19 protein-coding genes are annotated in these 24,207 nt (G+C 73.8%); 6 read left to right on the top strand and 13 right to left on the bottom strand.

Features of this window, described 5'->3' with window-relative positions:
- Window positions 1-73: 73 nt before the first annotated feature.
- Window positions 74-985, top strand: a complete 912-nt coding sequence (locus JOF36_RS07695) for an aldo/keto reductase (protein ID WP_210025699.1) — start codon at window positions 74-76, stop codon at window positions 983-985.
- A gap of 5 nt (window positions 986-990) precedes the next feature.
- Here JOF36_RS07695 and JOF36_RS07690 read toward each other — a convergent pair whose 3' ends face one another.
- Window positions 991-2,508 (bottom strand): PucR family transcriptional regulator, encoded by a 1,518-nt coding sequence (locus tag JOF36_RS07690; protein WP_210025698.1) that lies wholly within the window; start codon window positions 2,506-2,508, stop codon window positions 991-993.
- 145 nt (window positions 2,509-2,653) lie between these two features.
- On the opposite strand from JOF36_RS07690, the gene JOF36_RS07685 reads away from it, so the two are divergent.
- Both JOF36_RS07685 and JOF36_RS07680 read left to right on the top strand, forming a co-directional pair.
- Complete coding sequence (locus JOF36_RS07685; RefSeq protein WP_210025697.1) at window positions 2,654-4,693, top strand: hydantoinase/oxoprolinase family protein; 2,040 nt, start codon at window positions 2,654-2,656, stop codon at window positions 4,691-4,693.
- Window positions 4,690-6,681, top strand: coding sequence for a hydantoinase B/oxoprolinase family protein (locus JOF36_RS07680; RefSeq protein WP_210025696.1), 1,992 nt, complete (start codon window positions 4,690-4,692; stop codon window positions 6,679-6,681). Before JOF36_RS07685 ends, JOF36_RS07680 begins: the two co-directional genes overlap by 4 nt.
- Here JOF36_RS07680 and JOF36_RS07675 read toward each other — a convergent pair.
- The 3 genes from JOF36_RS07675 to JOF36_RS07665 form a co-directional block, all read right to left on the bottom strand.
- Complete coding sequence (locus JOF36_RS07675) at window positions 6,567-7,985, bottom strand: acyltransferase family protein (RefSeq protein WP_210025695.1); 1,419 nt, start codon at window positions 7,983-7,985, stop codon at window positions 6,567-6,569. The genes JOF36_RS07680 and JOF36_RS07675 overlap by 115 nt on opposite strands.
- Window positions 7,986-8,065: 80 nt before the next feature.
- Window positions 8,066-8,761 carry a DedA family protein gene (locus tag JOF36_RS07670; RefSeq protein WP_210025694.1) on the bottom strand — a complete coding sequence of 232 codons (696 nt, stop codon included), beginning with the start codon at window positions 8,759-8,761 and terminating at the stop codon, window positions 8,066-8,068.
- A 40-nt stretch (window positions 8,762-8,801) separates the two neighbouring features.
- On the bottom strand, window positions 8,802-9,998 hold the full coding sequence (locus tag JOF36_RS07665; protein ID WP_210025693.1) for a glycosyltransferase: 1,197 nt from the start codon (window positions 9,996-9,998) through the stop codon (window positions 8,802-8,804).
- A 189-nt stretch (window positions 9,999-10,187) separates the two neighbouring features.
- Between JOF36_RS07665 and JOF36_RS40775 the strand changes: the two genes are divergently transcribed.
- Window positions 10,188-11,378, top strand: coding sequence for a histidine kinase (locus JOF36_RS40775; protein WP_210025692.1), 1,191 nt, complete (start codon window positions 10,188-10,190; stop codon window positions 11,376-11,378).
- Window positions 11,375-12,046 carry a response regulator gene (locus tag JOF36_RS07655; protein ID WP_210025691.1) on the top strand — a complete coding sequence of 224 codons (672 nt, stop codon included), beginning with the start codon at window positions 11,375-11,377 and terminating at the stop codon, window positions 12,044-12,046. Before JOF36_RS40775 ends, JOF36_RS07655 begins: the two co-directional genes overlap by 4 nt.
- On the opposite strand, the gene JOF36_RS07650 is transcribed toward JOF36_RS07655, so the two are convergent.
- Window positions 12,027-13,583, bottom strand: a complete 1,557-nt coding sequence (locus JOF36_RS07650; RefSeq protein ID WP_210025690.1) for a PucR family transcriptional regulator — start codon at window positions 13,581-13,583, stop codon at window positions 12,027-12,029. The two genes, JOF36_RS07655 and JOF36_RS07650, sit on opposite strands and share 20 nt — an antisense overlap.
- An 83-nt stretch (window positions 13,584-13,666) precedes the next feature.
- On the opposite strand from JOF36_RS07650, the gene JOF36_RS07645 reads away from it, so the two are divergent.
- The gene (locus tag JOF36_RS07645) at window positions 13,667-14,917 is read left to right on the top strand and encodes an aminotransferase family protein (RefSeq protein WP_210025689.1); all 1,251 of its coding nucleotides are present in this window, start codon (window positions 13,667-13,669) and stop codon (window positions 14,915-14,917) included.
- On the opposite strand, the gene rimI is transcribed toward JOF36_RS07645, so the two are convergent.
- From rimI to glmS, 8 genes are all read right to left on the bottom strand, one after another.
- The gene (gene rimI, locus JOF36_RS07640; RefSeq protein WP_210025688.1) at window positions 14,914-15,381 is read right to left on the bottom strand and encodes a ribosomal protein S18-alanine N-acetyltransferase; all 468 of its coding nucleotides are present in this window, start codon (window positions 15,379-15,381) and stop codon (window positions 14,914-14,916) included. The two genes, JOF36_RS07645 and rimI, sit on opposite strands and share 4 nt — an antisense overlap.
- Window positions 15,378-16,082, bottom strand: coding sequence for a tRNA (adenosine(37)-N6)-threonylcarbamoyltransferase complex dimerization subunit type 1 TsaB (tsaB, locus tag JOF36_RS07635; protein ID WP_210025687.1), 705 nt, complete (start codon window positions 16,080-16,082; stop codon window positions 15,378-15,380). Before tsaB ends, rimI begins: the two co-directional genes overlap by 4 nt.
- 11 nt (window positions 16,083-16,093) lie before the next feature.
- Window positions 16,094-16,570, bottom strand: coding sequence for a tRNA (adenosine(37)-N6)-threonylcarbamoyltransferase complex ATPase subunit type 1 TsaE (gene tsaE, locus JOF36_RS07630; protein ID WP_307862263.1), 477 nt, complete (start codon window positions 16,568-16,570; stop codon window positions 16,094-16,096).
- Window positions 16,567-17,937 carry an alpha/beta fold hydrolase gene (locus tag JOF36_RS07625; protein ID WP_307862262.1) on the bottom strand — a complete coding sequence of 457 codons (1,371 nt, stop codon included), beginning with the start codon at window positions 17,935-17,937 and terminating at the stop codon, window positions 16,567-16,569. The genes tsaE and JOF36_RS07625 overlap by 4 nt, the downstream gene beginning before the upstream one ends.
- Window positions 17,934-19,151 carry an alanine racemase gene (gene alr, locus JOF36_RS07620; RefSeq protein ID WP_210025686.1) on the bottom strand — a complete coding sequence of 406 codons (1,218 nt, stop codon included), beginning with the start codon at window positions 19,149-19,151 and terminating at the stop codon, window positions 17,934-17,936. The genes JOF36_RS07625 and alr overlap by 4 nt, the downstream gene beginning before the upstream one ends.
- 30 nt (window positions 19,152-19,181) lie before the next feature.
- Window positions 19,182-20,609 (bottom strand): argininosuccinate synthase, encoded by a 1,428-nt coding sequence (gene argG / locus JOF36_RS07615; RefSeq protein ID WP_210025685.1) that lies wholly within the window; start codon window positions 20,607-20,609, stop codon window positions 19,182-19,184.
- A gap of 61 nt (window positions 20,610-20,670) precedes the next feature.
- The gene (locus JOF36_RS07610) at window positions 20,671-22,143 is read right to left on the bottom strand and encodes an NAD(P)H-hydrate dehydratase (RefSeq protein ID WP_210025684.1); all 1,473 of its coding nucleotides are present in this window, start codon (window positions 22,141-22,143) and stop codon (window positions 20,671-20,673) included.
- Between the two features lie 94 nt (window positions 22,144-22,237).
- On the bottom strand, window positions 22,238-24,112 hold the full coding sequence (gene glmS, locus JOF36_RS07605; protein WP_210025683.1) for a glutamine--fructose-6-phosphate transaminase (isomerizing): 1,875 nt from the start codon (window positions 24,110-24,112) through the stop codon (window positions 22,238-22,240).
- Window positions 24,113-24,207 lie beyond the last annotated feature (95 nt).

The following is a 24,207-nucleotide window of genomic DNA, read 5'->3' as shown; positions in this document are numbered from 1 at the left end:
GGCGACACGACACCGTGCGCGGGGCCGCACGCATTCAGCACCGTGCGCGGGCGTGGCCGGTACCGTCCGGAGCGTGGCTGACCTGGTTCTCGGTGCGAACGTCTTCGGCTGGACAGCGGACAGGGACATCTCGTTCGCGATCCTCGACGCGTTCGCCGCCGCCGGCGGAACGAAGATCGATACTGCGGACTCCTACATGTGGCGTGCGCCCGGCAACTCCGGCGGTGAGTCGGAGACGATCCTCGGCGAGTGGATGGCGGCCCGGGGCAACCGCGACGACCTGCACCTCGCGACGAAGGTCGGCTCCCTGCCCGGGCGCAAGGGTCTCGGCGGCGAGAACGTCGCGGCCGCGGCGCGGGACTCGCTGCGCCGGCTCGGCACCGACCGGATCGACCTCTACTACGCACACCGCGACGACGAGACCACGGCGCAGGAGGAGACCCTCGACGCGTTCGACACCCTGGTCCGCGACGGACTTGTCCGCGAGATCGGCGCGTCCAACTTCTCCGCCGAGCGGCTCCGCTCGGCGCTGGAGGTCTCCGAGCGGGACGATCTGACGGCGTTCTCGGCGATCCAGCCGCACTACAACATGATGGAACGCGACGACTTCGAGGCCGCCCTCGCGCCGCTTGCCGAGTCCGCCAAGCTGGCCGTCTACCCGTACTACGGGCTGGCCAAGGGGTTCCTGACCGGCAAGTACCGGCCCGACTCCCCCGCCCCGGAGGGACCGCGGGCCGAGGGGGCCTCGGCGTACCTGGACTCGCGCGGGCGGGCGGTGCTGGCCGGGCTGGACGAGATCGCCGCCGGGCACGGCGTCCCGGTCCCGGCGGTCGCGCTGACCTGGCTGGCCGCGCAACCGTCGGTGACCGCACCCATCGCGAGCGCACGCACACCCGAGCAGCTCGAGCAGCTGCTGCCGATGCTCACCCTGGAGCTGACCGACGACGAGCTGCGCCTGCTGTCGTACCTGTCGGCGACGAGCTGAGGCGGCTACCGATCGGTGGCCGCAGGGGCGCGGGCCCGCTCGATCTCCTCGTGGAACGCCAGGTACAGGTTCGCCACGGTCGCCGCGGCCCCGATCCGGGCCCCGAGCAGCGCTTCGACCTTCCGCAGCCGGTACCGGACCGTGTTCGGGTGGACCACGAGCCGCCGCCCGGCGGCACGGACGTCCTGGTCGCAGGCCAGGTAGGTGACGGCCGTCGCCACCAGGTCCGGTGACCGGGCCAGCTCGCCGAACTGCCGCTCGAAGCGGTCCGTCGCGCGCGGGTCGCCGTCGCGGGTGGCCGACAGCCAGGTCGCGTAGTCGATCTCGTCGAGCCGGACCGGTCCGCCGCGGCGACGGGCCAGCCGGTGCGCCGTTCCGGCCTCCTCGGCCCGCTCCGGGCAGGCGGTGAGATCGGTGAACGGTCCACTCGCCCCGGCCGCGCCGGTCGCCGCGGCCGTGTCCAGCCAGCGGGCGCCGGGCCGGTCGTCGGCGATCAGTGCCGTCGCGCTGATGCCCGGCACACCGGGATCGGGGTCCTCCAGGACGAGCAGCCGCGGCGGATCCTCGACGGCGTCGGCGGAGCGGTGGGAGTGGCCGGGCCGGGACGGCTCGGGCGCGTCCCAGCGGATCATCCGCAACGCCTCACCCGGGCGGAACCCGAAAGCACGCAGCCGTTCCCAGGTCTGCCGGACCCGCGACGGCGGCAGCCCCGCGAGCAGCGCCGACAACAGCCGTCCGGCCTCGAGCCGCTCCTGGTCCGCGGTCAGCATCCGGACGCTGTTGGCGGCGGCGAGCACCCGGGCGGCGGTCCGGAGCAGGTCGTCGCCCAGGTCGTCGAGCACCCGGGGGTCCCGGGAGGCGATCACCAGGTCGTAGTCGGACGGGCCGATCCGCAACGGCCGGTGGCGGACCTCCCAGCGGCCCACGGTGAAGGCCGGGCCGGCGTGGGTGATCTCGTCGGCGATCAGCCGGAACGGGGCCGCTCCGGTGGCGGACACGGCGCGCCCGGAGGCGTCGAACAGGGCCGCGGCGCCACGGGCGAGTGCGCCGAGCCGGACCATCAGCGTGCCGGTCGGATCGGTGGAGACGAGTGCGCCGAGAAGGTCGTCCTGCAGCCACACCGTCCGGCGCAGCAGATAGCTCTCACCGGCGAGGACACCGCGGGTCACCGCTTCCTCGATCCGGACGAACGGGACCTCGGGGGCGACCGCGACCAGCGGGATGCCGTGCGAGCGGGCCGCGCGGCGCAGCCCGGGCGGCACCTCGTCGAACACGACGCCGGTCCCGAACAGCAGGGCCGCGACCCGGGCCCCGGCCAGCGACTCCGCGAGCGCGTCCCACCCGGGGTCGTCCGGTCCGGCGGTCGCCAGCCGGAGCCCGGTCGTCAGCATCACGCTCCCGGGCCGGAGCCAGCGGGCGGCATCGGCGATCTCGATCGAGTGCGCGCCCCGCAGCGGGACGTCCAGCTCGGCGTCGTCGAGCGGCGTCAGGCCGAGCCCGGGCTCGGCGACCAGCTCACGCAAGGTCAGACCACCCGACACTGCGGCCCCATTTCGTCCGGATGAACAACGATCCGCGGGCCGCACTGTAGATCCGACAGTGACGGCCGGGAAGGGGCCTCGTCAGAGTGGTCCCGGTCACCGACGACCGGACAGCGACGGAGGACAGATGAGCAGGCAACGGGTCGCGATCGACGTCGGGGGGACCTTCACCGACGTCTGCGTGTTCGACGAGGACGACCACGACGTGCGGGTCACCAAGGTCCCGTCCACACCGGACGATCCGATGCGTGCGGTACTCGACGGCGTCGCACGGGGCCGGATCGACCTGAGCCGGGTCTCGCTGTTCTCACACGGCACCACGGTCGCCACGAACGCGCTCATCACCCGCAGCTTCCGGCCGGCCGCCATGGTGACCACCCGCGGCTTCCGCGATGTCATCGAGATCCGGGACGGCACCCGCGACGACCTCTGGGACGCCTACGCCGACGTGGCGCCGCCCTACATCCGGCGCCGGGACCGTTTCGAGGTGCCCGAGCGGATCGACCACGCCGGCCGGGTGGTCTCCCCGCTCGACGAGGTCGCGGCCCGCGACCTCGCCCGGCTGCTGCGCCGGCGCGGGGCCCACACCGTGGCCGTCTGCTTCGTGAACTCCTACGCCAACCCCGCGCACGAGATCCGGATGCGGGAGATCCTGGAGCAGGAGCTGCCCGGGGCCTCGGTGTCGACGAGCGCCGAGATCCTCCCGGAGATCTTCGAGCACGGCCGGTTCACCACCACGGTCGCGAACGCCGTGCTGGCGCCGCTGGTGAGCGGGTACGTCGGGCGGCTGGCCGACGAGCTGCGCGCGGGCGGTTACACCGAGGACCTGTTGCTGCTGCACTCCGGCGGCGGGTCGATGACCCCGCGCACCGTCGAGCGCTACCCGGTCCGCCTCGCGGCGAGCGGGATCGCCGCCGGTGCCATCGCGGCGCGGCACGTCGCGGCCCAGTGCGGGTTCGCCGACGCCATCGGCCTGGACATGGGCGGGACCAGCACCGACCTGTCGCTGGTGCACGGCGGCACGCTGCGGATGACCAAGGAGTGGTCGGTCGAGTTCGGCCACCCGATCATCTTCCCGTCGATCGAGGTGCTGACGATCGGTGCGGGCGGCGGCTCGATCGCCCACATCGACGACGCGGGCTCGCTGCGCAACGGCCCGCAGTCCGCGGGCGCCGACCCCGGCCCCGCCTGCTACGACGGCGGCGGCGAGCTCGCCACCAACTCCGACGCGAACATGTACCTCGGACGGCTCGGCGACTCCCTGGCAGGCGGGGCGAAGCAGCTGCGTCGCGACCTCGCCGAGAAGGCACTGCGCACCACGGTCGCCGATCCGCTCGGGCTCGACGTCGACCGGGCCGCCGAGGCCGTACTGGAGGTCGCGAACGCCAACATGGCCGACGCCGTCCGGCTGATCTCGATCCGGCGCGGCTACGACCCGCGCGAGTTCGCCCTGATCGCGTTCGGCGGGGCGGGCGGCCTGCACGGCGCCGACATCGCCCGCGAGCTGAACATCCCGACCGTGATCGTCCCGCCCAACCCGGGCGTGACCTCGGCGCTGGGCTGCCTGCTCGTCGACATCCGGCACGACCTGTCCGCGATGTTCGGCGGGCGGGCCGACGAGATCGACATCGTCGATTTCGAGGACGCCTTCGGCGGGCTGGAGGAGGAGGCCGCGGCCCGGATGACGGCCGAGGGCGTGGCCGAGGCCGACGTCGTCCTGCAACGGACGGTCTCGATGCGTTACCTCGGCCAGTGGCGGTCGCTGCAGGTCGACTGCGGGCGCGGCCCCGGCGCGCTCGACGAGGCCGTCGAGCGGTTCCACGAACAGCACGAGCGTGAGCACGCGTTCCGCCGCGACGACACCCCGGTCGAGATCTACCAGCTGGGGCTCACGGTGATCGGCACGACACCGAAGCCGTCGTTCCCGCCCCGGCCCCCGGTCGACGGCGAACCCGTGCCGGACCGCCGTCGCCCGGTGCACTTCTCCGGGTCCGGCTGGGTCGACACCGCCGTGTACGACCGGACCGCGCTGCAGGCGGGGCACACGTTCGACGGCCCGGCCGTCGTGGAACAGCTCGACTCGACCACGCTCGTACCGCCCGGGTGCCGGGCCGAGGTCGACGAGTGGCTCAACATCCGCATCCGGATCGCGGGAGGGACCCGATGACCGACACCCAGCAGGCACCCCTGACCCCGGCCGGGCTCGACCCGGTGACGTTCGAGGTGCTCAAGAACGCCTTCGTCACCGCCGTCGACCTGATGAGCGAGCAGATCATGCGGACCTGCTACTCGTTCGTCATCTACGCCCGCGACTTCTCCTCGGCGTTGTGCGACGCCGAGGGCAACACCGTCATGCAGGGCAGCGAGGACATCGCCGTGCACGTCGGCACCCTGCACTTCCAGTGCAAGGCGGTGCTGGAGCAGTTCGGCGACGACATCCACCCCGGCGACGTCTTCGCCGTCAACGACCCCTACCGGGGCGGCACCCACTTCAACGACGTCAGCTTCATCCGGCCGATCTTCGTCGGCGACGAGGTCATCGGTTACGCCCAGAACAAGGGGCACTGGGCCGACATCGGCGGGTCGGTGCCGGGCTCGTTCGACGTCAACGCGAGCGAGCACTTCGGCGAGGGACTCCGGATCCCGCCGCTGCGGGTGTGGAGCCGCGGCCGCCGGCTCGACGACGTCGCGCAGCTGCTCGTGTCCAACACCCGCTCGCCATACAGCAGCATGGGCGACCTGAACGCGCAGGCCGAGGCCACCTCGGTGTGCGAGCGGGAGGTGCTGCGGCTGGTGGAGCGCTACGGCCGCGGCACCGTCGTCGCCGCCATGACCGGCGTGCAGGACTACGTGGAGCGCCTGGTGCGCGCCCGCCTGACCGAGCTGCCGACCGGGACCTGGGAGACCGTCGACCACCTCGACGCCGACCCCGGTGCCGGCGAGGGCCTGATCCCGGTGCGGATCCGGATGACGATCGACGCCGACGGCGTGTTCTACGACCTGAACGGCAGCGCACCGGTCGTCTCGACGTTCCTCAACTCCGGCTACGGGACGACGTTCTCCGCCCTCTACGCGGGCACCAAGACGTTCTTCCCGGAGGTACCGCTCAACTCCGGCTTCTACCGGGTCGTCAAGGCCGACATCGGTCCGGAGGGGACGGTGGTGAACGCGGGCTGGCCGCACGCCGTCACCGGGTTCTGCTCGGGGCCGTACGAGAAGCTGATGAACGGCCTGTTCGAGATGTGGTCGGGGGTCATGCCGGAGCGGGCCATGGCGTGCGCGTTCAACCTGGAGTACCTGCTCATCGGTGGCCGGGACGCGCGGACGGCGGACCGCCCGTTCTTCATGTGGTACGACTGGATGGCCGGTGGCTGGGGCGCCCGCGCGACCAAGGACGGGCCGAACGCCACCGCCCCCGTGTTCGGGCCCGGTCTGGCCGTACAGCCAGTCGAGGGGCAGGAGCGGCTCTCCCCCGTGATCATCACCGAGCACCGGATCGTGCCCGACTCCGGCGGCCCCGGCCGGTACCGCGGCGGATGCGGCCTGGAGAAGGGCGGCACGCTCACCGACTGCGCCGGCACCGTGATGTCCTACTGCTGCGACCGGGCGCGGTCGGTGACCTGGGGCATCGAGGGCGGGCTGCCGTCGGTCCCGCACGGGGTGTGGCTCAACCGCGACTCGGACGATCCGCGGTTCCTCGGCGCGACGTTCTCCGGGGTGAAGGTCGGGCCCGGGGACACGTTCACCCGGCCGTCGGCCGGTGGGGGCGGGATGGGCGACCCGCTCACCCGGGACCCGGCCGCGGTGCTCGAGGACGTGATCGACGGCTACGTGAGCCTCGACGGCGCCGAGCGTGACTACGGCGTGGTGGTCCGGGCGATCGACCCCGAACTCGACCGGTACGAACTCGACACCGCCGCCACCGAGGAAGCCCGCGCCCGGATCCGGTCGGAGCGGCGTGGCCTGCTGGAGACCGACCCCGAGGACGTCGCGCGCCGCTACCGGGCCGGCGAGCTCGACACCGCCGACCTCGTCCGCCGCTACGGCGTCGTCGTCGACTGGGGTACCGGCGAGCTGCACCCCGACACCACCCGCGAGTACCGCGAGCTGCTGCACCGACGCTCCGTCGCCCACTGGGACCGGGCAGCCCGATGATCCGGGATCTCCTCGGGGCCGAGCGAGCCGTCGACGCGGCGCGGGACGCGGATACAGCGGAGCGACAGGAGGAAGGTGCTGACCGCGATCGCAGCGGTGAGGACCGAGGTGCCGGCCACGAGCAACACCACCACGGCGACGAGTCCGAGCAGCACCGCCTGCAGGGCCCGGTACGCCGACCTCGTGGACTCCGGCATCCGTCGGCGCTCACCGCCGGCGAACGCCCAGGCCGTGCCCGCGGTGAGGCCGAGAGCGACGACGACCCACAGCGGCCGGGTGAGCCACCACGCAACGCCGGACGGCTCGGGGAGCGCCAGGACGTCGTTCATCGCGAGGAGCGCGCAGACGCCCGCCATCGTCAGCAGCACCGGCATGTGCCAGAGGTAGATCGTCATGGTGCGGGCCGTGACGAAGGCCGTGAACGCCGTCGCCCATGGATGCCTGCTGAGGTTCGTGATCGGGCGGCGCAGCAGTGAGAGCACCGCGGTCTGTGCCACTCCGACCAGCAGCAGGGCGGTCGTCGCCGGGTTGAGGTTCACGAGGAGGTCCGGGGAGAAGATGCCTGCGGCGAAGGTGCTCGCGAGGATGGCGACCGCCGTCAGGCCGGCCAGTCCGCGCGTCCGGCGGCGAAGTGCGTCGATGCGTCCCTCGGCGAGGAAGAACCCGAGCTGCTGTAGTGCCAGCCAGACGAAAGCGAGGTTGAGGAGTCCGACCGCTTCGATTCCGCTGACGCCGCGGATCCCGTCGACGACAACCGCGAGCGCGACGATTCCGAGAATGGTGAGGAATGGTGCGCGCTCGTGCGCGGCGACGAGCGTGGGCAGGAGGGACTGGCAGAGCAGGAACACGCCGAGGAACCACAGGGGCTGGCTGTAGCGGAATCCGGCGATCTGCACCAGATCGGCCGGAACTCCCGATATCGTGAGTATCGCGAGTAGGACTCCGACGGTGGCGATCGAGAGCATCGCCGGCAGCACGAGCCGGTGCAGCCGCCGGGTGACGAAGTCGACGGCGGTGCCACCTCCCTCTCGGAGTCGACGGTAGGCGTGTAGCCCGGCGAATCCGCCGATCACGAAGAACACCGGCATCACCTGCGCGACCCAGGTGAGCGGCACGAACCACGTCGCATTCTCGGCGGCGTTCTCGAACACCGGACCCGTCCGGTCCACCGTGACCCCGACCATGAGCGCGTGCAGCATCACGACGACGCTCACGCACACGGCGCGGACCAGGTCGATTCCGGCGTCACGCGAGGTCGGGCGGGGTGGTGTCGTGCGGTGCGGCACTGTGTGGACGATGGCCATGAATGTCCTCCTCGGGGATACCCGAAAAGTGTCGAATGTGGCGCGATCTGGCACATCAAGCGGGAGTACTCTGTGGACCCCTACTGCCGGGTGACATCTGGATACCGCTGGAGAGCTACGACCGACTCGGTGGCGGATGGAACGTTCCGGAGAAGGCGGCGCGTGTATTTCTCGTTCGCGGTCGGGTCTCCACGCCGTCGGGCCGTGAGCCGGGTGGCCACGGCCTGGACGGCGAGCAGGGCCGCCCCCAGCGCCACCCCGCCGACGACGGCGAGCCACGGCCGGGCCGTGAACGCATCGGCGAGCCGATGGCCCACGAGCATGCCGACGCCGGTCAGCAGGGCGGCCCGGACCGCTGTCACCGGCGCGTTCCATGCCATGAAGCGGCGGTAGGACACGCCCGCCATCCCGACGGCGAGAAAGGCCGGCACCGCTCCGGCGTCGACCAGCTTCGAACCGACCACCACCCGGGGCAGCTGGGTGTGCACGCCGGTCCGCAGGTTCCGCCACCGCGATCCGGTGAGCCCGAGCCGGCGCAGCAATCGGCTCGCGCGGGAGCCGTGCCCGCACCGTCCCAGCAGGAAGAGCAGGCTGTCGGTGATCAGGTCCGCCGCCGTCGCCGCGAGCCACACCGGCCAGAACGCGAGCACACCGGCCCCCACCAGAGATCCGGCGACGAGCGTGGCGACCGGACCCTCCAGCAGCATGGCCGGCCACAACACGGCGAGCGGCTCGTGCGGCCAGACCCCGAGGCCCGCCGCGCCGAGGAGCGTCATCGGGTCGGCACCGGCCGGCACCACCCGCCGGCCCCGACGGTCATCCGGCCTTCCCCATCGCCGCAGCTGCGGCGCGCCCCGGGACGACCTCGCGGTAGACCGTCTCGAACGCGGCGACCGTGCCCGCGACGTCGTGCCGCTCGGCCAGCGCCCGGCTGCGCCGGCCCATCAGGCGGGCCCGCGCCGGATCGGCGAGCAGGGTCACCAGCCGGTCGGCGAGCGTCGTCGCGTCGCCGGGCGGGAAGAGGTAGCCGTTGTGGGCGTCGCGCACCAGGTGCGGCAGCGCGGAGGAGTCGGCTCCGACGACCGGCAGACCGGACGCCATCGCCTCCAGGGTCGCCAGGCTCTGCAGCTCGGCGGTACCCGCGTTGGCGAAGACGTCCGCGGTGGCGTAGGCGGCCGGGAGGTCCGCGTCGTCGACGAAGCCCGTGAAGAACACCGCACCGGTCACGTCCAGCCGTCCTGCCAGGGACTCCAGCCGGTGCTGCTGGTCGCCGGTGCCGACCAGCAGCAGCTGGGCACCGGGGATCCGGCGGCGGACCGCGGGCAGGGCGCGCACCAGGACGTCGAGGTTCTTCTCCCGGTCGAGCCGCCCGACGAACGCGACGGTCGGCCGGTGCGGAACGCCGTAGCGGGCCCGGAAGTCCGCCGCCGCCGCACTGCGGAACCGGGACAGGTCGGTACCGCACGAGATCGCGTGCACCGGGCCGGGGACGCCGACGGACTCCAGCAGCTCGGCCGCGTACGGGGTCGGGGCGGTCACCACGGCGGCGCGGGAGAACACCCGGGCCGCGTCGGCCCACGCCCAGCGCTGCAACCGGTCCCGCAGCACGCCACGTACCGGCAGATAGGGCGCCAGGTTCTCCGGCATGAAGTGGTTGGTCGCCACCACCGGGAGGCCGCGCTCGCGGGCGGCGGCGAGCAACGCCCGGCCGACGAACAGATGGCTCTGCACGTGCACCACGTCCGGTCGGACGCGATCGAGGATCCGGCCGGCCACAGCGACCAGACCGATCGGCGGACAGAAGCGGAATCCTCTGCGCCGCACCACCGGCAACGACCCGAGCCGATGCTCGACGATGCCGTTCCGGCGGACGGTGTGCCTCCGGGTGGAGCGGGCCGCGGTCACCACGTGCACCTCGTGGCGCGATCCCAGGCCACCGGCCAGCTGCTGCGCGAAGTACGAGGCACCGTTGACGTCGGGTGCGTAGGTGTCGGCTCCGATGAGGACTCGCACGGGGAACGTCTCCTTCGATCGTCGGCGGCGCCCCGGGCAGGTGCACCAGCAGTCCGTGCGACGACTGTCGGTGCAGGACACGACCTTCGGCGTCGGTCTCCGGTGTCGATCTCGGTAGCTCCGCGGTACCGGTCGGCATCCCTCCGCGGAGCGAGGCGCCCCCGGGACGACCCTGAGTACAGTCCGGACGTGGTGACCATCCGCGGACGACGACCGTCGCCGACCCTGCTCTGGTGGTTCGGCACGGGCGTCCTGGCCGCGATCCTGCTGGCGATCTCGTTCCCGGTCTCCGCAGCCGCGTACGACGTCCCCCTCCTGGTCGCCCTCGTCGCCGCGACCCTGCAGGCGGGCTCGCTTCCGCCGGCCTCGGCCCACCCGAGAGGCAGCACCGTGCTCCAGTTCGCGGGGATCGTCGCGTTCTCGCTGGCCATTCCGGTCGGCGCGGGACCGACCTGGCCGCTGACGGTCCCCGGGCTGCTCACGCTGATGGTGTTCGTCGTGCTGATCGCGGCACGCCACCCGTGGCGCCCGACGGCGGTGATCTGGTGGGCCAGCGTGCTGCTGCTCGTCCTGCTGGTCCTGATCGATCCACGTGGCCGGACGATCGAGGACGCCGCGACCACGGTGATCGTCTACACCAACGTCTCGCTGCCGCTGGTCATCGCCGTGCTGGCGTTGCGCCACTGGGCCGGCATCCGCCGGCAGCTCGCCGAGGCACGGCGGGACGTCGCGATGGAGCAGAGCCAGCGCGCCATGGCCGAGGAACGCACCCGGATCGCCCGGGAACTGCACGACGTGGTCGCACACGGCATGTCGGTGATCCACATGCAGGCCAACTCGGCGGCCTACCGGATCTCCGACATCGACCCCGGGTCCAAGGCCGAGTTCGTCCGGATCGCCGCGGGCGCCCGGTCGACCATCCGCGAGATGCGCCAGCTCCTGACGGTGCTGCGGGACGAGGACGCGGATCCGTCGCTCACCCCGGTCCCCGGCCTGGACCGGCTGGCGGAGCTGGTGGAGTCGACGCGGCAGGCCGGGGCGACCGTGCAGCTCGCCGCGCCACCGCCGCCCGAGCTGCAGACGCTGCCGGACCCCGTGAGCACCGCGGCCTACCGGATCGTGCAGGAGTCGCTGAGCAACGTCATCCGGCACGCACCCGGCGCACCCGCCCGCGTGTCGCTGGACCTCGCCCCGGACGAGCTGGTGATCGAGGTGGTGAACGAGGCCCCCGAGCGCCCACCCCCACCCGCCGGCCCAGCGGGGCACGGACTGCACGGAATGCGGGAGCGGTTGCGCCTCCTCGACGGCACGCTCGCGACCGGAACGACCGACGACGGCGGGTACCGGGTGTCCGCACGACTGCCGAGGGACGAGACATGATCCGGATCCTGATCGTGGACGACCAGCCGATGATCCGTGTCGGCATCCGCGCCATCCTCGAGTCCGACGACGACATGACGGTCGTCGGGGAGGCCGCGGACGGCCGGGCCGGGGTGGAGCTCTACCGGCGCACCCTGCCGGACCTGATCCTGATGGACGTCCGGATGCCGGTCCTCGACGGTCTCGCCGCCACCGAGGCCGTGCTCGGACCGGACCGGGTCGAGGGCCACCCCCCACGGGTCCTGATGCTGACCACGTTCGACCTGGACGACTACATCTACGCAGCGTTGCGGGCCGGGGCGAGCGGGTTCCTGCTCAAGGACAGCGACCCGGAGGAGCTGCTGCACGCCGTCCGGGTGGTGGCCGGTGGTGAGGCGCTGCTGTCGCCGAGCGTCACACGACGGCTGATCGAGAACTTCGTGTCCGCGCAGCCTCACCCCGACACCACGTCGACCGTGCTGAACGCGCTGACCGACCGTGAGCGTGAGGTCCTGCGTCTCATCGCCCTCGGCATGACCAACACGGAGATCGCGGCGAGCCTGTTCATCGCGGAGCAGACCACGAAGACCCACGTCAGCCGGGTCCTGCAGAAGCTCGGCCTGCGCGACCGGGTCCAGGCCGTCGTGCTCGGGTACGAGACGGGCCTCGTCACCGTCGGCCACCGGTGAGCGGTGCTGACCCGTCGGTGAGCAGCGCCAGGTAAACCCCCGCCAGCATCGACGGATCCCGCAGGTCGCCGACCAGCGCCCGCACCCGCCCGAGCCGGTGCCGGACGCTGTTGTCGTGCACGTGCAGCGCCCGCGCGGTCGCGGGCACGTCCTGCCGGTGCGACAGCCAGGTGCGCAATGTGGCCACCAGGGTGGCGTCCAGCGGTGCGAGGACGTCCCCGGCCAGTTCGGACACCCGGTCCGCGCCGAGCTCGAGGACCATCCGGTCCAGCACCGGCAGATCCTCGACGCGGACCTGCCCGCCACCGGTGATCGCCGAACGCCGGGCGGCGAGACGGGCGTTGCGATACGCGGGGGCGACGGGCGCGCCCGCTGGCACGGCCGCGCGGCCCGCGACCGGCAGCGTCTCCGGCACGCCCTCCGCCAGCGCGACCACCGCGCCGTCGAGCTCGCCGAGCAGGTACGGCGCCTGCAGACCGTCGAGGACCCGCTCGGCATCGAGCACACCGGTCCCGGGCGCCAGGACCGCGACCACCCGGGCCCGATCCACAGCCGGACCCGTCCCGGCAGGCCCGTAGCCCGCCCCCGCAACAACGGCCGGACCGGCCCCGGCAGACCCGTGGCCCGACTCCGCGCCGACAGCCGGATGACCGGCCCCGGCCCGACCGGCGCCGGCCGACCCGGCTCCGGTGCCGGTGCCGGTGCCGGTGCCGACCAGCTGCCGCAACCGGTCCGCCCGGAGCTGCCGCTGCCGTTCGCGGTCGTCGTCCCCCGCCGCGGCCAGCCCGCCCAGCAGCCGCGACACCAGCGTCACCGCCCGCACGATCAGCGGCACCGGCACCGACCCGCGCGACACCCCGGCGACCAGCCACGATCGCAGCTCCCCGGCCGGTCGCACGGCAGCGGCGAACAGCCCGTCGGCGTCCACCACCTCCACCGGCGGGCCGATGACGGGCAGCGCGCGGAACCGCGTCCAGCGCTCGGCCGCACCCCCCGTCCCGGACGTCGGGTCGGCGACCAGGACGGAGCCGTCCGGCCGGTGCAGGGCGGCCCCGCACCGCAGCACCCGGGCCAGGCCGTGCACGAGTGCCGTCGCGGGATCGGGGCCGCCGAGCAGCGCGGTGAGGGTGTCGGTGATCGCCGCGGCCCGGCGGAACGCGTCCAGGTCGCGGTCCAGCACGGTGGCGTCGACCGCTCGGACGATCTCCCGGAAGGGTGTCGCCTCCGGCACCGCGAACAGCGGCAGGTCCCGGAGCCGGGCCTCGTCCACCAGGTCCGCGGGGACCTCGTCGTGCACGATCCCGACCCCGAACCCGAGCGCGGCCACCCCGCCGCCGGCCAGCTCCGCGACGAGCTCGCGGCAGCCGGCGGGATCGGCGAGCCGCAGCCCGGTGGTCAGCAGCACCCAGCCCGGCGGCACCCAGCGGGTCGGTTGCGGGATCTCGACCACGTGCGCCCCGAGCACCGGCACCCGTCGTCCGGTCACGACCGGCGCGAGCCCGAGCTCACCGCGGTCCAGCAGATCGTCCAGCTCCACAGGTTGTGGATAACACAACTGCTGCGTCCACAGTTGTGGATGCACTGGTCCGTGGACGGGCGCCGTGGCCCTACCGTGGGCGGATGTCCGCCTTCTGGCATCCCTTCGCCGCCATGCACTCGGTCCGCGACGCGACGGTGACGATCACCCGTGGCGAGGACGTCTGGGTGTTCGACGACGCCGGCACCCGCTACCTCGACGCCACGGCGAGCCTCTGGTACGCCAACGTCGGGCACGGCAGGCGCGAGATCGTCGACGCCGTCGCCGCCCAGATGTACGAGCTGGAGGCGTACTCGACGTTCACCGACTTCGCCAACGAACCCGCACTGCGCCTCGCCGACGAGATCGCCGCCCGCGCCCCGCTCGACGGCGGCAAGGTCTTCTTCACCAGCGGCGGTGGCGACTCGATCGAGACCGCGGCGAAGCTGGCCCGCGAGTACTTCGCGGCTGTCGGTGAGCCCGAGCGCACCGTGTTGCTGCACCGCGAGCACAGCTACCACGGCACCCACGGTCTGGGCACCTCGCTGGCCGGCATCCCCGGGAACCGGCTGGGCGGGCCGTTCACACCGGACGTCCTGCAGACCCCGTGGGACGACGCCGCCGGGCTGGAGAAGGCGATCGTCGACGTCGGTCCGGAGCGGGTCGCCGCGTTCTTCTGCGAGCCGGTCATCGGCGCAGGCGGGGTGCTGCCGCCGCCCGAGGGCTACATCGAGGCGGCCGCCGAGGTCTGCCGGCGGCACGGCGTGCTGTTCGTCGCCGACGCCGTCATCTGCGGGTTCGGCCGGCTCGGGAACTGGTTCGGGATCGAGCGGTTCGGGGTGCGCCCGGACATCGCCGTCTTCGCCAAGGGCGTGACGTCGGGCTACCAGCCGCTCGGCGGGATCGTCGCGTCGGAGCGGATCGCCGCGCCGTTCTGGGACGAGCCGGGCCGGGTCTTCCGGCACGGCCAGACCTACGCCGGCCACCCGGCCGCCTGCGCCGCCGGCTCGGCGACGATCGCGCTGATGGAACGTGACGGCCTGCTGGAGCGGGCGGACACGCTCGAACCGCAGCTGCTCGAGCGCCTGCAGGGCATCGCCGACCACCCGCTCGTCGACCACGCCCGCGGCGGTGTCGGCGTCCTCGGTGCGCTCGCCCTCGATCCGGAGCGGCTCGCTGCGACACCCGACCTGCCGCAGCGGGTGTTCCGCGCGGCCAGGGAGCGGGGTGTGCTGATCCGGCCGATGGGGTCCGCGATCGGTTACTCGCCGCCGCTCACCATCACGGCCGAGCACCTGGACCTGCTGGCCGAGGCCACCCGGGCGAGCCTGGACGACGTCGCGGCGACCCTCTAGGGGGTGGCGCGGTCGCGCCGCATGGTGTGCGCATCCGCCCCGGAGGGCCGGTAGTACCGCTTCCGCAGCCCGACGACGGTGAAGCCGCACGACTCGTAGAGCGTCCGGGCGGGCACGTTGTCCGTCCGGACCTCCAGGAACACGGTCGCGTGCAACTGGTCGGCGGCGTCGATCAGCTTCGCGAGCAGCGCCCTCCCGATCCCGTATCCCTGCCAGGCCGGGTCGACGCCGATCGTGTGGATCTCGGCCTCGGCCTGCGGTGGCCCGGCGACGACGGCGAGCCCGGCATACCCGACCAGCTCGGAACCGGCGCGGGCGGCGAGGTAGAGCTGACCGGAGGTGACGGCGTCCCGGAACGCCTGGGGGCTCCACGGGTCGTCACCCCCGAACAGCAGCTCCTCCAGCTCGGCGCAGCGCTCGGCGTCGGCCCGGTAGAGCGGGCCGATCGTGACGGTCGTACTCACGTGGTGACGCGCTTGCGCCCGGTCGGTTCGACCGCGTCCGGGCGGCGCAGGTAGAGCGGTTCGACGGGGGCGGGTGCCCGCCCGGCACGCAGCGCGCCGGCGGCGACACCGGCCAGGCCCACCGGCGACGGCGTACCGGGGCCGGTGATCTCCACCCCGAGCGGGCCGGCGAACGCGGGGTCGCCGACGACCGTCCCGATCGCGAGCTCGGACAATCGCTCGGCGAGCGCGGCGGGCGGCTCCACCGTGGGGCCGGTCAGCCGCCGGGCGGCCGGGTCGTAGGCCGCCCAGTAGACCTCCCGGCGACGCGCGTCGGTCACGACCAGCAGGTTCCCCGGGCCGGCCTGCGGACGCTCCGCGCCCGGCTCGCCGACGCCGGCCGCAGTGAGTGCGAGACCGTCGTGCGAGCACACCCCGTGCACCGGCACGTCCAGGGCGTGGCCGAGCGCGGCGGCGGTGACGATCCCGACCCGCAGACCGGTGAAGGGTCCGGGGCCGGCACCGACGACGATCGCGTCCACCGACGGCAACGGCCGCCCGGCCTCGGCGCACAGTGCGCGGACGGCGGGCACGAGGAGCTCGCCGTGCTTACGACCGTCGTACGCCCGGCTCGCCAGCGGGACCGGGGGGCCGGAGCCGGGCAGGTCGACCAGGCCGGCGGTGACGACCGGGGTCGCGGTGTCCAGGGCCAGTACCAGCACGGTCGTTCAGCCTACGGGCGCCGGGTGCGGCGCAGCGTGGCGACCCGGGTGTCGTCGGCGCGGCGCTCCAGCACGACCTCGACCGCGCTCGCCCCGAGCCGGTCGGCGACCCCGACCCCCCACTCGACCGCGACGACGGCCCGGTCGAGCTCGGTGTCCAGGTCGAGGTCGTCGAGCTCGGCGGCGACGTCCACGGCGCCGTCCGGCCCGCCGAGGCGGTAGGCGTCGACGTGCACCAGCGCGGGCCCGTCCCCGGACGGCGGGTGCTCGCGGGCGATCACGAACGTCGGCGACGCGACGGCGCCGGTCACCCCGAGCCCGCGGGCGAGACCGCGGACCAGGGCGGTCTTCCCGGCACCGAGTGGCCCGGCGAGCAGCAGCACGTCACCGGCGGCGAGGTCGCGGCCGATCGCCTCGCCGAACGCCTCGGTGTCGGCCACGGTGGGCAGCTCGCGGCGCACCGGCTCGGCACCGGCGCCGGGGATCACGACCGGCCCTTCCGGGCCCGCGATCCGCGCGCGGCCTTCGCCGCGCGGGTGACGCGAGCCGTCCGCCCGGCGCCGCGCAGGACGCCACCGCGCTGCCGCCCGGCGCCGTTCGTGCGGCCCGCCGCGGCCCGCTCGTCTCCGGCGGCCGGGTCGGCGGGCTCGGTGGTGGCCGGGTCAGCAGGCTCCGCGGCGGTGGTCGGGCCCGGCCGGCCGTCGTCGGCGGCGGGGCCTGCCTGCGGACGGCGCCTCGAGCGCTGCGGGCGGGTGAGCCGGAACCGGTCGCCGCGACCGCGTTCCATGCTGCGCTCGATCAGGTTCCCGAGCTCGTCGTCGACCCGGTCCGGCTGCTCCAGCATCGGCATGTGCCCGACCCCGGGCAGCCGCACCAACCGTGCGGTCGGGATCGCCTCGGAGATCACCTCGGAGTGCCGGTACGGGATGATCCGGTCGGCGTCACCGGCCAGCACCAGCACCTCGGAGCCGGAGAGGCCGGCCAGGGCGGCGAGCCGGTCGTGCGTGTTCAGGGTGTCGACGAAGTCGGTGAGCGCGCCGACCGCGTTCGAATCGATCATGGTGTCGACCAGGTCGACCATCCGCGGGTCGACCTGCCGGTCGCCGTAGGCGAACCGCTTGGTGATCGCCCAGATGACGTCGCCGAGCGCACGCCGGCCCGTCTCCACCAGGCCGGGCTGCCACGCCGCGAGCGTGCCGAGCGCGCGGGTCACCGGGTTGCGGCGGGACAGGAACGTGCCCGGCAGCCCGCCCGTCGCGATCTCCCCGGCCGAGGTCGACATCAGCGCGACGCCGAGGACCCGCTCGTGGAACAGCTCCGGGTGCTGCTCGGCGAGCGCCATCACCGTCATGCCGCCCATCGAGTGCGCCGCCAGGACCAGCGGCCCCTCCGGCGCCAGTGCGCGGATCACCGCGTCCAGGTCGTGGCCCAGCTGGTCGATCGTGCAGCTGTCCCGCGGGGCCCGCTCGGAGCGGCCGTGGCTGCGCTGGTCGTAGAGCACCATCCGGACCGACGGGCCGGACAGCGAGGCCAGGAACTCGCGCTGCTCCTGCCAGGTCCGGCGGTCGAGCGCGAACCCGTGCACGAGCACGACGGTGAGCGCGGGCTCCGACCCGTCGGCGGGGGCCACCTCCTCGCAGGCGATCCGGACGCCGTCGTCGGCCGTCACGGAGCTCTCCTCACCGATCCGCCCGGCGGACTCCTGCCCGCCGTGCTCGGTCATCTCGGTGGCCAGGCTGCGGCGCGCGGCGGCGATCTTGCGGCGCTGCGTGGCGACCCCGGCACCGGCCACGGCGCCGGCCGCGCCGACCATGCCGCCGGCGATCCCGGCGACGGTCCATCCCCTGCGGCTCACGCGTTCTCCCCGGTGACGGTCCGGCGCACCCGGCCCTTCATGCCGGTGACGATCTCGTAGTGGATCGTGCCGATCTCGTCGGCCCACTCCCGGGCCGTCGGCCCACCGCCGGCACCCGTGCCGAACAGCTCGACCGGGTCACCGACCGCGACGTCGAGCTCGCCCGGTGCCCCGCAGTCGACGACGAACTGGTCCATACAGACCCGGCCGGCCACCGGCCGGACGGTGCCGCCCGGGCCGCCGACCCGCACCCGCATCCGGCCGCCGTTGTTCATCCGGCGCGGGACGCCGTCGGCGTAGCCGAGCGGGATCAGCGCCAGTGTCCTCGGCCCCGCCGAGACCCACTCGTGGCCGTAGGAGACACCCTCCCCGGCCGGAATCGTCTTCACCAGCGCGATCCGGCCGCGCACGGTCATCGCCGGGCGCAGCGGGCTGTCGGCGGGCTGCGCGATCGGGTCCAGCCCGTAGGCCGCGATACCCGGCCGGACGACGTCGAGGTGCAGGTCGGGGCGGGTCAGCGTGGCCGCCGAGTTGGCCAGGTGCAGCAGCGGCGCGAACCCGCGTGCCCGCGCCTGCGCCGCGGCGGCCCGCAGCCGCTCCGCCTGGGCGTCGATGCTGGGGTCCCCGGGTTCGTCGGCCCGCGCGAGGTGCGACCAGACCGCGGTCACCTCGGCGGTCCCCTCGGCGACGGCGGCGGCGGCGTCGTCGAGCAGCTCCGGCCACTCCTCCGGGCGGCAGCCGCCGCGGTTCAGCCCGGTGTCGGCCTTGAGGTGCAGCCGCACCGGACGGCCCGCCGCGCGGGCCCCGGCCAGTACCGCGGCCAGGTGCTCCCGCGAGGACGCCGACAGCTCCACCCCTGCAGCGACGGCCGCGGCGAAGTCCTCGTCGGGCAGGTGCAGCCAGGCGAGCAGCGGGGCGTCGATCCCGGCGGCGCGCACGGCGAGCGCCTCGTCGAGCGTGGCGACACCGAGCCGGGTCGCCCCGGCCGACAGCGCGGCCCGGGCGACGCCGGGGGCGCCGTGGCCGTAGCCGTCGGCCTTGATCACGACCATCGTCGCGGCCCCCGAGCGGGAGGCCAGGCCGGACAGGTGCGCGACGTTGTGCCGCACGGCGTCCAGGTCGATCACGGCCTCGGCGCGGGGACCGCCTGCGCCACGGGCGGCGGTCCCCGCGCCGGGCACGGGTTCGATGGCAGGCAACACGTCCCCGATCATCGCATCCGGCAACGGTGTGCCCGCCCGGCCTCAGTCGGTCCCGGTCTCCATGGCGGCGCGGTCGAGGGCCTCCTCGGCGTGTTCGACGCTCTCCGGCGGAGCCGGGGTCTTGGTGATCTCGATCGCCCGGCCGCTCTCGATCTCACCGACGAAGGCCTGGAAGGACCCGCCGAGCATCCCGGTCGCGGCGTACTGCTCGAGCTTGGCGCGGGAGTCGGCCAGGTCGAGGTTGCGCAGCGTGAGCTGGCCGATCCGGTCGCCGGGGGTGAACGGGGCGTCCTCGACACGCTCCATCGACAGCCGGTCCTCGGCGTAGGCCAGCGCCGGGCCGCGGGTGTCGAGCACCGACCAGTCGTTGCCGCGGCGCAGGCGCACGGTCACCGATCCGGTGATCGCGTTGCCGACCCAGCGGGTCAGCGACTCGCGCAGCATCAGCGACTGCGGCTCCAGCCAGCGGCCCTCGTAGAGCAGCCGACCGAGGCGACGGCCCTCGGTCTCGTACGCGGCCAGCGAGTCCTCGTTGTGGATCGCGCTGACCAGCCGCTCGTAGGTGACGAACAGCAGCGCCATCGCCGGGGCCTCGTAGATGCCACGGCTCTTCGCCTCGATGATCCGGTTCTCGATCTGGTCGGTCATCCCGAGGCCGTGCCGGCCGCCGATCCGGTTCGCCTCGTTCACCAGCTCGACCGGGTCGTCGTAACGGACGCCGTTGAGCGCGACCGGGCGCCCGGCCTCCCACTCGACGGTGACGTCCTCGGACTCGATCGGCGTCGCCGGGTCCCAGAACCGCACGCCCATGATCGGCTCGACGATCTCGAGCGAGGTGTCGAGGTGCTCGAGCGTCTTGGCCTCGTGCGTCGCGCCCCAGATGTTCGCGTCGGTCGAGTACGCCTTCTCCGCGGACGCCCGGTAGGGCAGGTTCCGGTCGCCGAGCCAGTGGCTCATCTCGGTCCGGCCGCCGAGCTGGTCGACGAACGCCTCGTCCAGCCATGGCTTGTAGATCCGCAGGCCCGGGTTGGCGAGCAGGCCGTACCGGTAGAAGCGCTCGATGTCGTTGCCCTTGAACGTCGAGCCGTCGCCCCAGATCGAGACGCCGTCCTCCGCCATCGCGCGCACGAGCAGGGTGCCGGTGACGGCCCGGCCGATCGGCGTGGTGTTGAAGTACGGCATACCGCCGGCCCGGATGTGGAACGCGCCGCAGGCGATCGCCGCGAGGCCCTCGTCGACCAGCGCACGGCGGCAGTCGACGACACGTGCGGACTCGGCGCCGTACTCGAGGGCGCGCTCGCGCACCGCGACGAGGTCGGGCTCGTCGGGCTGTCCCAGGTCGGCCGTGTAGGCATACGGGACGGAGCCGTTCTCACGCATCCAGGCGACGGCGACGGAGGTGTCGAGGCCACCGGAGAAGGCGATGCCGACGCGCTCGCCGACGGGGAGGCTGGTCAGGATCTTCGGCACGCGAAGACGCTAACAACCCCGCCGCCGTGCAGGTCGGGCGGTGTCGCCCCGCGCGGCGCGGTCAGCCGGCTCCGGCGGCGGCCCGGACCGCCCGCAACGCCACCGGGATCGCCGCCTGCATCGCCGACGCCGGGGCCGGGACCGGCGGCAGCCCGTGCTCCCGGGCGGCGGCCGTCGCGGCGCGGGCGTGTACCAGGGTGGCGCAGCCGGCGGCCCACCACGGGTCCAGGCCCGCCGCGAGCAGCGCGCCGATCATGCCGGTGAGCACGTCCCCGGAGCCGGCCGTCGCCGCCCAGGCGTCCCCGGCCGGGTCGATCAGCACCCGCCCGTCCGGGGCCGCCACGACCGTCGCGTTGCCCTTGAGCAGCACCGTCACGCCCAGGCCGGCCGCGGCCCGGCGGGCGGCGGCGACGCGGTCGTCGCCCACCTCGCCGGCGATCCGCGCGAACTCCCCCGCGTGCGGGGTGAGCACGACGGGCTCGCCGTGAATCCGGTCGCGCAGGTGGGCGTGCCGGGCGAGCAGGGTGATGCCGTCGGCGTCGATGCACAGCGGCACCTCGCGGTCGAGCACCGCCTCCAGCACCGCGAGCCCCGCCGATCCGGTACCGATGCCGGGCCCCACCGCCCACGCCTGGGTGCGCCCGGCGTCGGTGAGGTCACCGGTGGCGACGATCTCCGGCCAGTGCCTGCGGACCTCGTCGGCGGCCGAGCCGGCGAACCGCACCATCCCGGAGGTGGCGAGCGCGGCGGCGCCCGCTGCCAGTACGGCGGCCCCGGGGTAGGTGGCCGAGCCGGCGGCGATCCCGACGACGCCCTGGCTGTACTTGTCGTCGTCCGGGCCGGGTACCGGCCAGCGGGCGCCCGCATCGGCGTCGTCGAGCAGCGATGCGTGCGGCTCCGGCAGCCACGGCCCGAGCCCGATGTCGACGAGCCGGACCGGCCCGCAGAGCGGCGCGGCCAGGGCGTGCACCGGTTTGCGGGCGCCGAAGGTCACGGTGCACGCGGCCCGTACGTGCGCGCCGCCGGTGCTCCCGGTGTCGGTGTCCACCCCGGACGGCAGGTCGCACGCCACGATCGGGACGCCGGCCCCGTCCGCGGCCGCCACCAGTTCCGGTGCCGGGTCACGCAGGGCGCCCCGGCCGGAGATGCCGACGATGCCGTCGACCGCCACGTCCGCCGCCACGACGGCCGCCCGGGCGTCGTCGAGAGTGCCCGGCCCGACCGGGAGCACCCGGCCGCGGGCCCGCTTCAGCGCCGCCAGCCCCGCCGGGTGCGCCCGGTCCGGGTTCAGCAGCAGTGCGGTGACGTGCGCACCGCGGCGGCGTAGCTCGGCACCCGCCCAGAGCGCGTCGCCACCGTTGTCGCCCGCCCCGACCAGCAGCACCACGCGGCGGCCGTAGGTGGAGCCGAGAAAGCCCCGCAGATGGTGGGCGAGCCCGGCCGCGGCGCGGCGCATGAGCACCCCGTCGGCGACGGTGCGCATCATGGCGGCCTCTGCCGCCCGGACCTGGTCCGCGGTGTAGACGCCGTCCATGGTCGCGAGGCTAGTGCCTCGTGCGACCGGGCCATGATCGACCGTCGTGGAGTGCGGCGTGCGTCTGCCGCACGCAACACTCCACGACCGGTGATCACTCGACGGTGACGGACTTGGCCAGGTTGCGCGGCTTGTCCACGTCGTAGCCCCGCGCCAGGGCGATCTCGGCCGCGATGACCTGCAGCGGGATCGTCGCCACCAGCGGCTGGAGCAGGGTCGGCACCGCGGGCAGCTCGAAGAGGTGGTCGGCGAACGGCCGAACGGTCTCGTCCCCGGTCTCGGCGATCACCACGGTCCGCGCGCCGCGGGCCTTGATCTCCTGGATGTTGGACAGCAGCTTCGAGTGCAGCACCGCCCGGCCCTTGGGCGAGGGCATGACGACCACGACCGGCAGTCCCTCCTCGATCAGCGCGATCGGGCCGTGCTTGAGCTCGCCGGCGGCGAACGCCTCGGCGTGCATGTAGGCGAGCTCCTTGAGCTTGAGCGCGCCCTCCAGCGCCACCGGGTAGCCGACGTGCCTGCCGAGGAACAGCACCGCCTTGGACGGGGCCAGCTCCTGACCGAGCGCGCGCGCCTCACCGAGCGACTCGAGCACCTCGGCGACGGCGGCCGGGGTGGCCTCGAGCTGCTCGAACTCGCGGACGACCTCGTCCGGGTACTTGGTGCCGCGGGCCTGCGCCAGCGCCAGGCCGACCAGGTAGTTGGCGGCGATCTGGGCGGTGAACGTCTTCGTCGCCGCGACGCCGATCTCCGGGCCGGCGTGGGTGTAGATCACCGCGTCGGACTCGCGGGGGATCTGCGCGCCGTTGGTGTTGCAGATCGCGAGCACCCGGGCCTTCTGGTCCTTGGCGTGCCGCAGCGCCTCCAGGGTGTCCGCGGTCTCGCCGGACTGGGAGATCGCGACGACCAGGGTGGAGCGGTCCAGCACCGGGTCCCGGTAGCGGAACTCGGAGGCGAACTCGATCTCCACCGGCAGCCGGGTCCAGTGCTCGATCGCGTACTTGGCGAGCAGCCCGGAGTGGTAGGCGGTACCGCAGGCGACGACGAAGACCTTGTCGATGTCCCGCAGGTCCTGGTCGGACAGGCGCTGCTCGTCGAGCACGATCCGGCCGTCGACCAGGTGCCCGCGCAGCGTGTGGGCGATCGCGGTCGGCTGCTCCTCGATCTCCTTGAGCATGAAGTAGTCGTGGCCGCCCTTCTCGGCGGCCGCGAGGTCCCAGGTGACCTCGAACGGGGTGGCGACGACGGGCTCACCGGCGAAGTCGGTGACCTCGTAACCGCTCCGGGTGATCGTGACGATCTGGTCCTGGCCCAGCTCCACCGCGTGGCGGGTGAACTCGATGAAGGCGGCGACATCGGAGGCGAGGAAGGTCTCGCCCTCGCCGAGGCCGAGCACCAGCGGTGAGTTCCGGCGGGCGGCCACGATCCGGTCGGGCTCGTCGGCGTGCGTCACGACCAGGGTGAACGCGCCCTCCAGCCGCCGGACGACGGCGCGGACCGCGGCCGGCAGGTCACCCTTCGCGTCCTCGGCTCCCGCCAGCTCACCGGCGTGCGCGAGCGCGACCAGGTGCGCGGTGGTCTCGGTGTCGGTGTCGGACTCGGCCCAGATGCCACGCGCCTCCAGCTCGGCGCGCAGCTCCATGAAGTTCTCGATGATCCCGTTGTGGACGACCGCGACCTTCCCGTCGCTGCTGCGGTGCGGGTGCGCGTTGCGGTCGGTGGGCGGACCGTGCGTGGCCCAGCGGGTGTGCCCGATGCCGGACGTGCCGGTGAAACGTTCCCGGCCGACCTCGTCGAGCCGCGCCTCCAGGTTCGCGAGGGCGCCTGCCCGTCGCTCGATCAGCAGGTCGCCGCCGCTCGGCAGGGCGATGCCGGCGGAGTCGTAGCCGCGGTACTCCAGTCGGCGCAGACCGCCGACCACCACGTCGAGTGCGACCCGATGACCGACGTAACCGACGATGCCACACATGTCGCCGAGCGTATCGGCGCGCAGTTCCCGATCTTGCGGCACCGGGTGCGACGGGCGCCACGCCGGGCGGTGCCGTGCAACGGGCACGGCGTGAC

Source organism: Pseudonocardia parietis, assembly GCF_017876315.1.
Taxonomy (GTDB): Bacteria; Actinomycetota; Actinomycetes; order Mycobacteriales; family Pseudonocardiaceae; genus Pseudonocardia; species Pseudonocardia parietis.
The sequence above is the reverse complement of the archived record's forward strand: the minus strand, read 5'-3'. Positions and strand labels throughout refer to the sequence as shown.

What these genes read in the sequence shown, in the direction of transcription:
- JOF36_RS07655 (WP_210025691.1), top strand. Translation starts at nt 11,375, where the DNA reads ATGATCCGGATCCTGATCGTGGACGACCAGCCGATGATCCGTGTCGGC.
- alr (WP_210025686.1), bottom strand. Translation starts at nt 19,151, where the DNA reads ATGATCGGGGACGTGTTGCCTGCCATCGAACCCGTGCCCGGCGCGGGG.
- JOF36_RS07680 (WP_210025696.1), top strand. Translation starts at nt 4,690, where the DNA reads ATGACCGACACCCAGCAGGCACCCCTGACCCCGGCCGGGCTCGACCCG.
- JOF36_RS07685 (WP_210025697.1), top strand. Translation starts at nt 2,654, where the DNA reads ATGAGCAGGCAACGGGTCGCGATCGACGTCGGGGGGACCTTCACCGAC.
- JOF36_RS07645 (WP_210025689.1), top strand. Translation starts at nt 13,667, where the DNA reads ATGTCCGCCTTCTGGCATCCCTTCGCCGCCATGCACTCGGTCCGCGAC.
- JOF36_RS07675 (WP_210025695.1), bottom strand. Translation starts at nt 7,985, where the DNA reads ATGGCCATCGTCCACACAGTGCCGCACCGCACGACACCACCCCGCCCG.
- JOF36_RS07610 (WP_210025684.1), bottom strand. Translation starts at nt 22,143, where the DNA reads ATGGACGGCGTCTACACCGCGGACCAGGTCCGGGCGGCAGAGGCCGCC.
- JOF36_RS07670 (WP_210025694.1), bottom strand. Translation starts at nt 8,761, where the DNA reads ATGACGCTCCTCGGCGCGGCGGGCCTCGGGGTCTGGCCGCACGAGCCG.
- glmS (WP_210025683.1), bottom strand. Translation starts at nt 24,112, where the DNA reads ATGTGTGGCATCGTCGGTTACGTCGGTCATCGGGTCGCACTCGACGTG.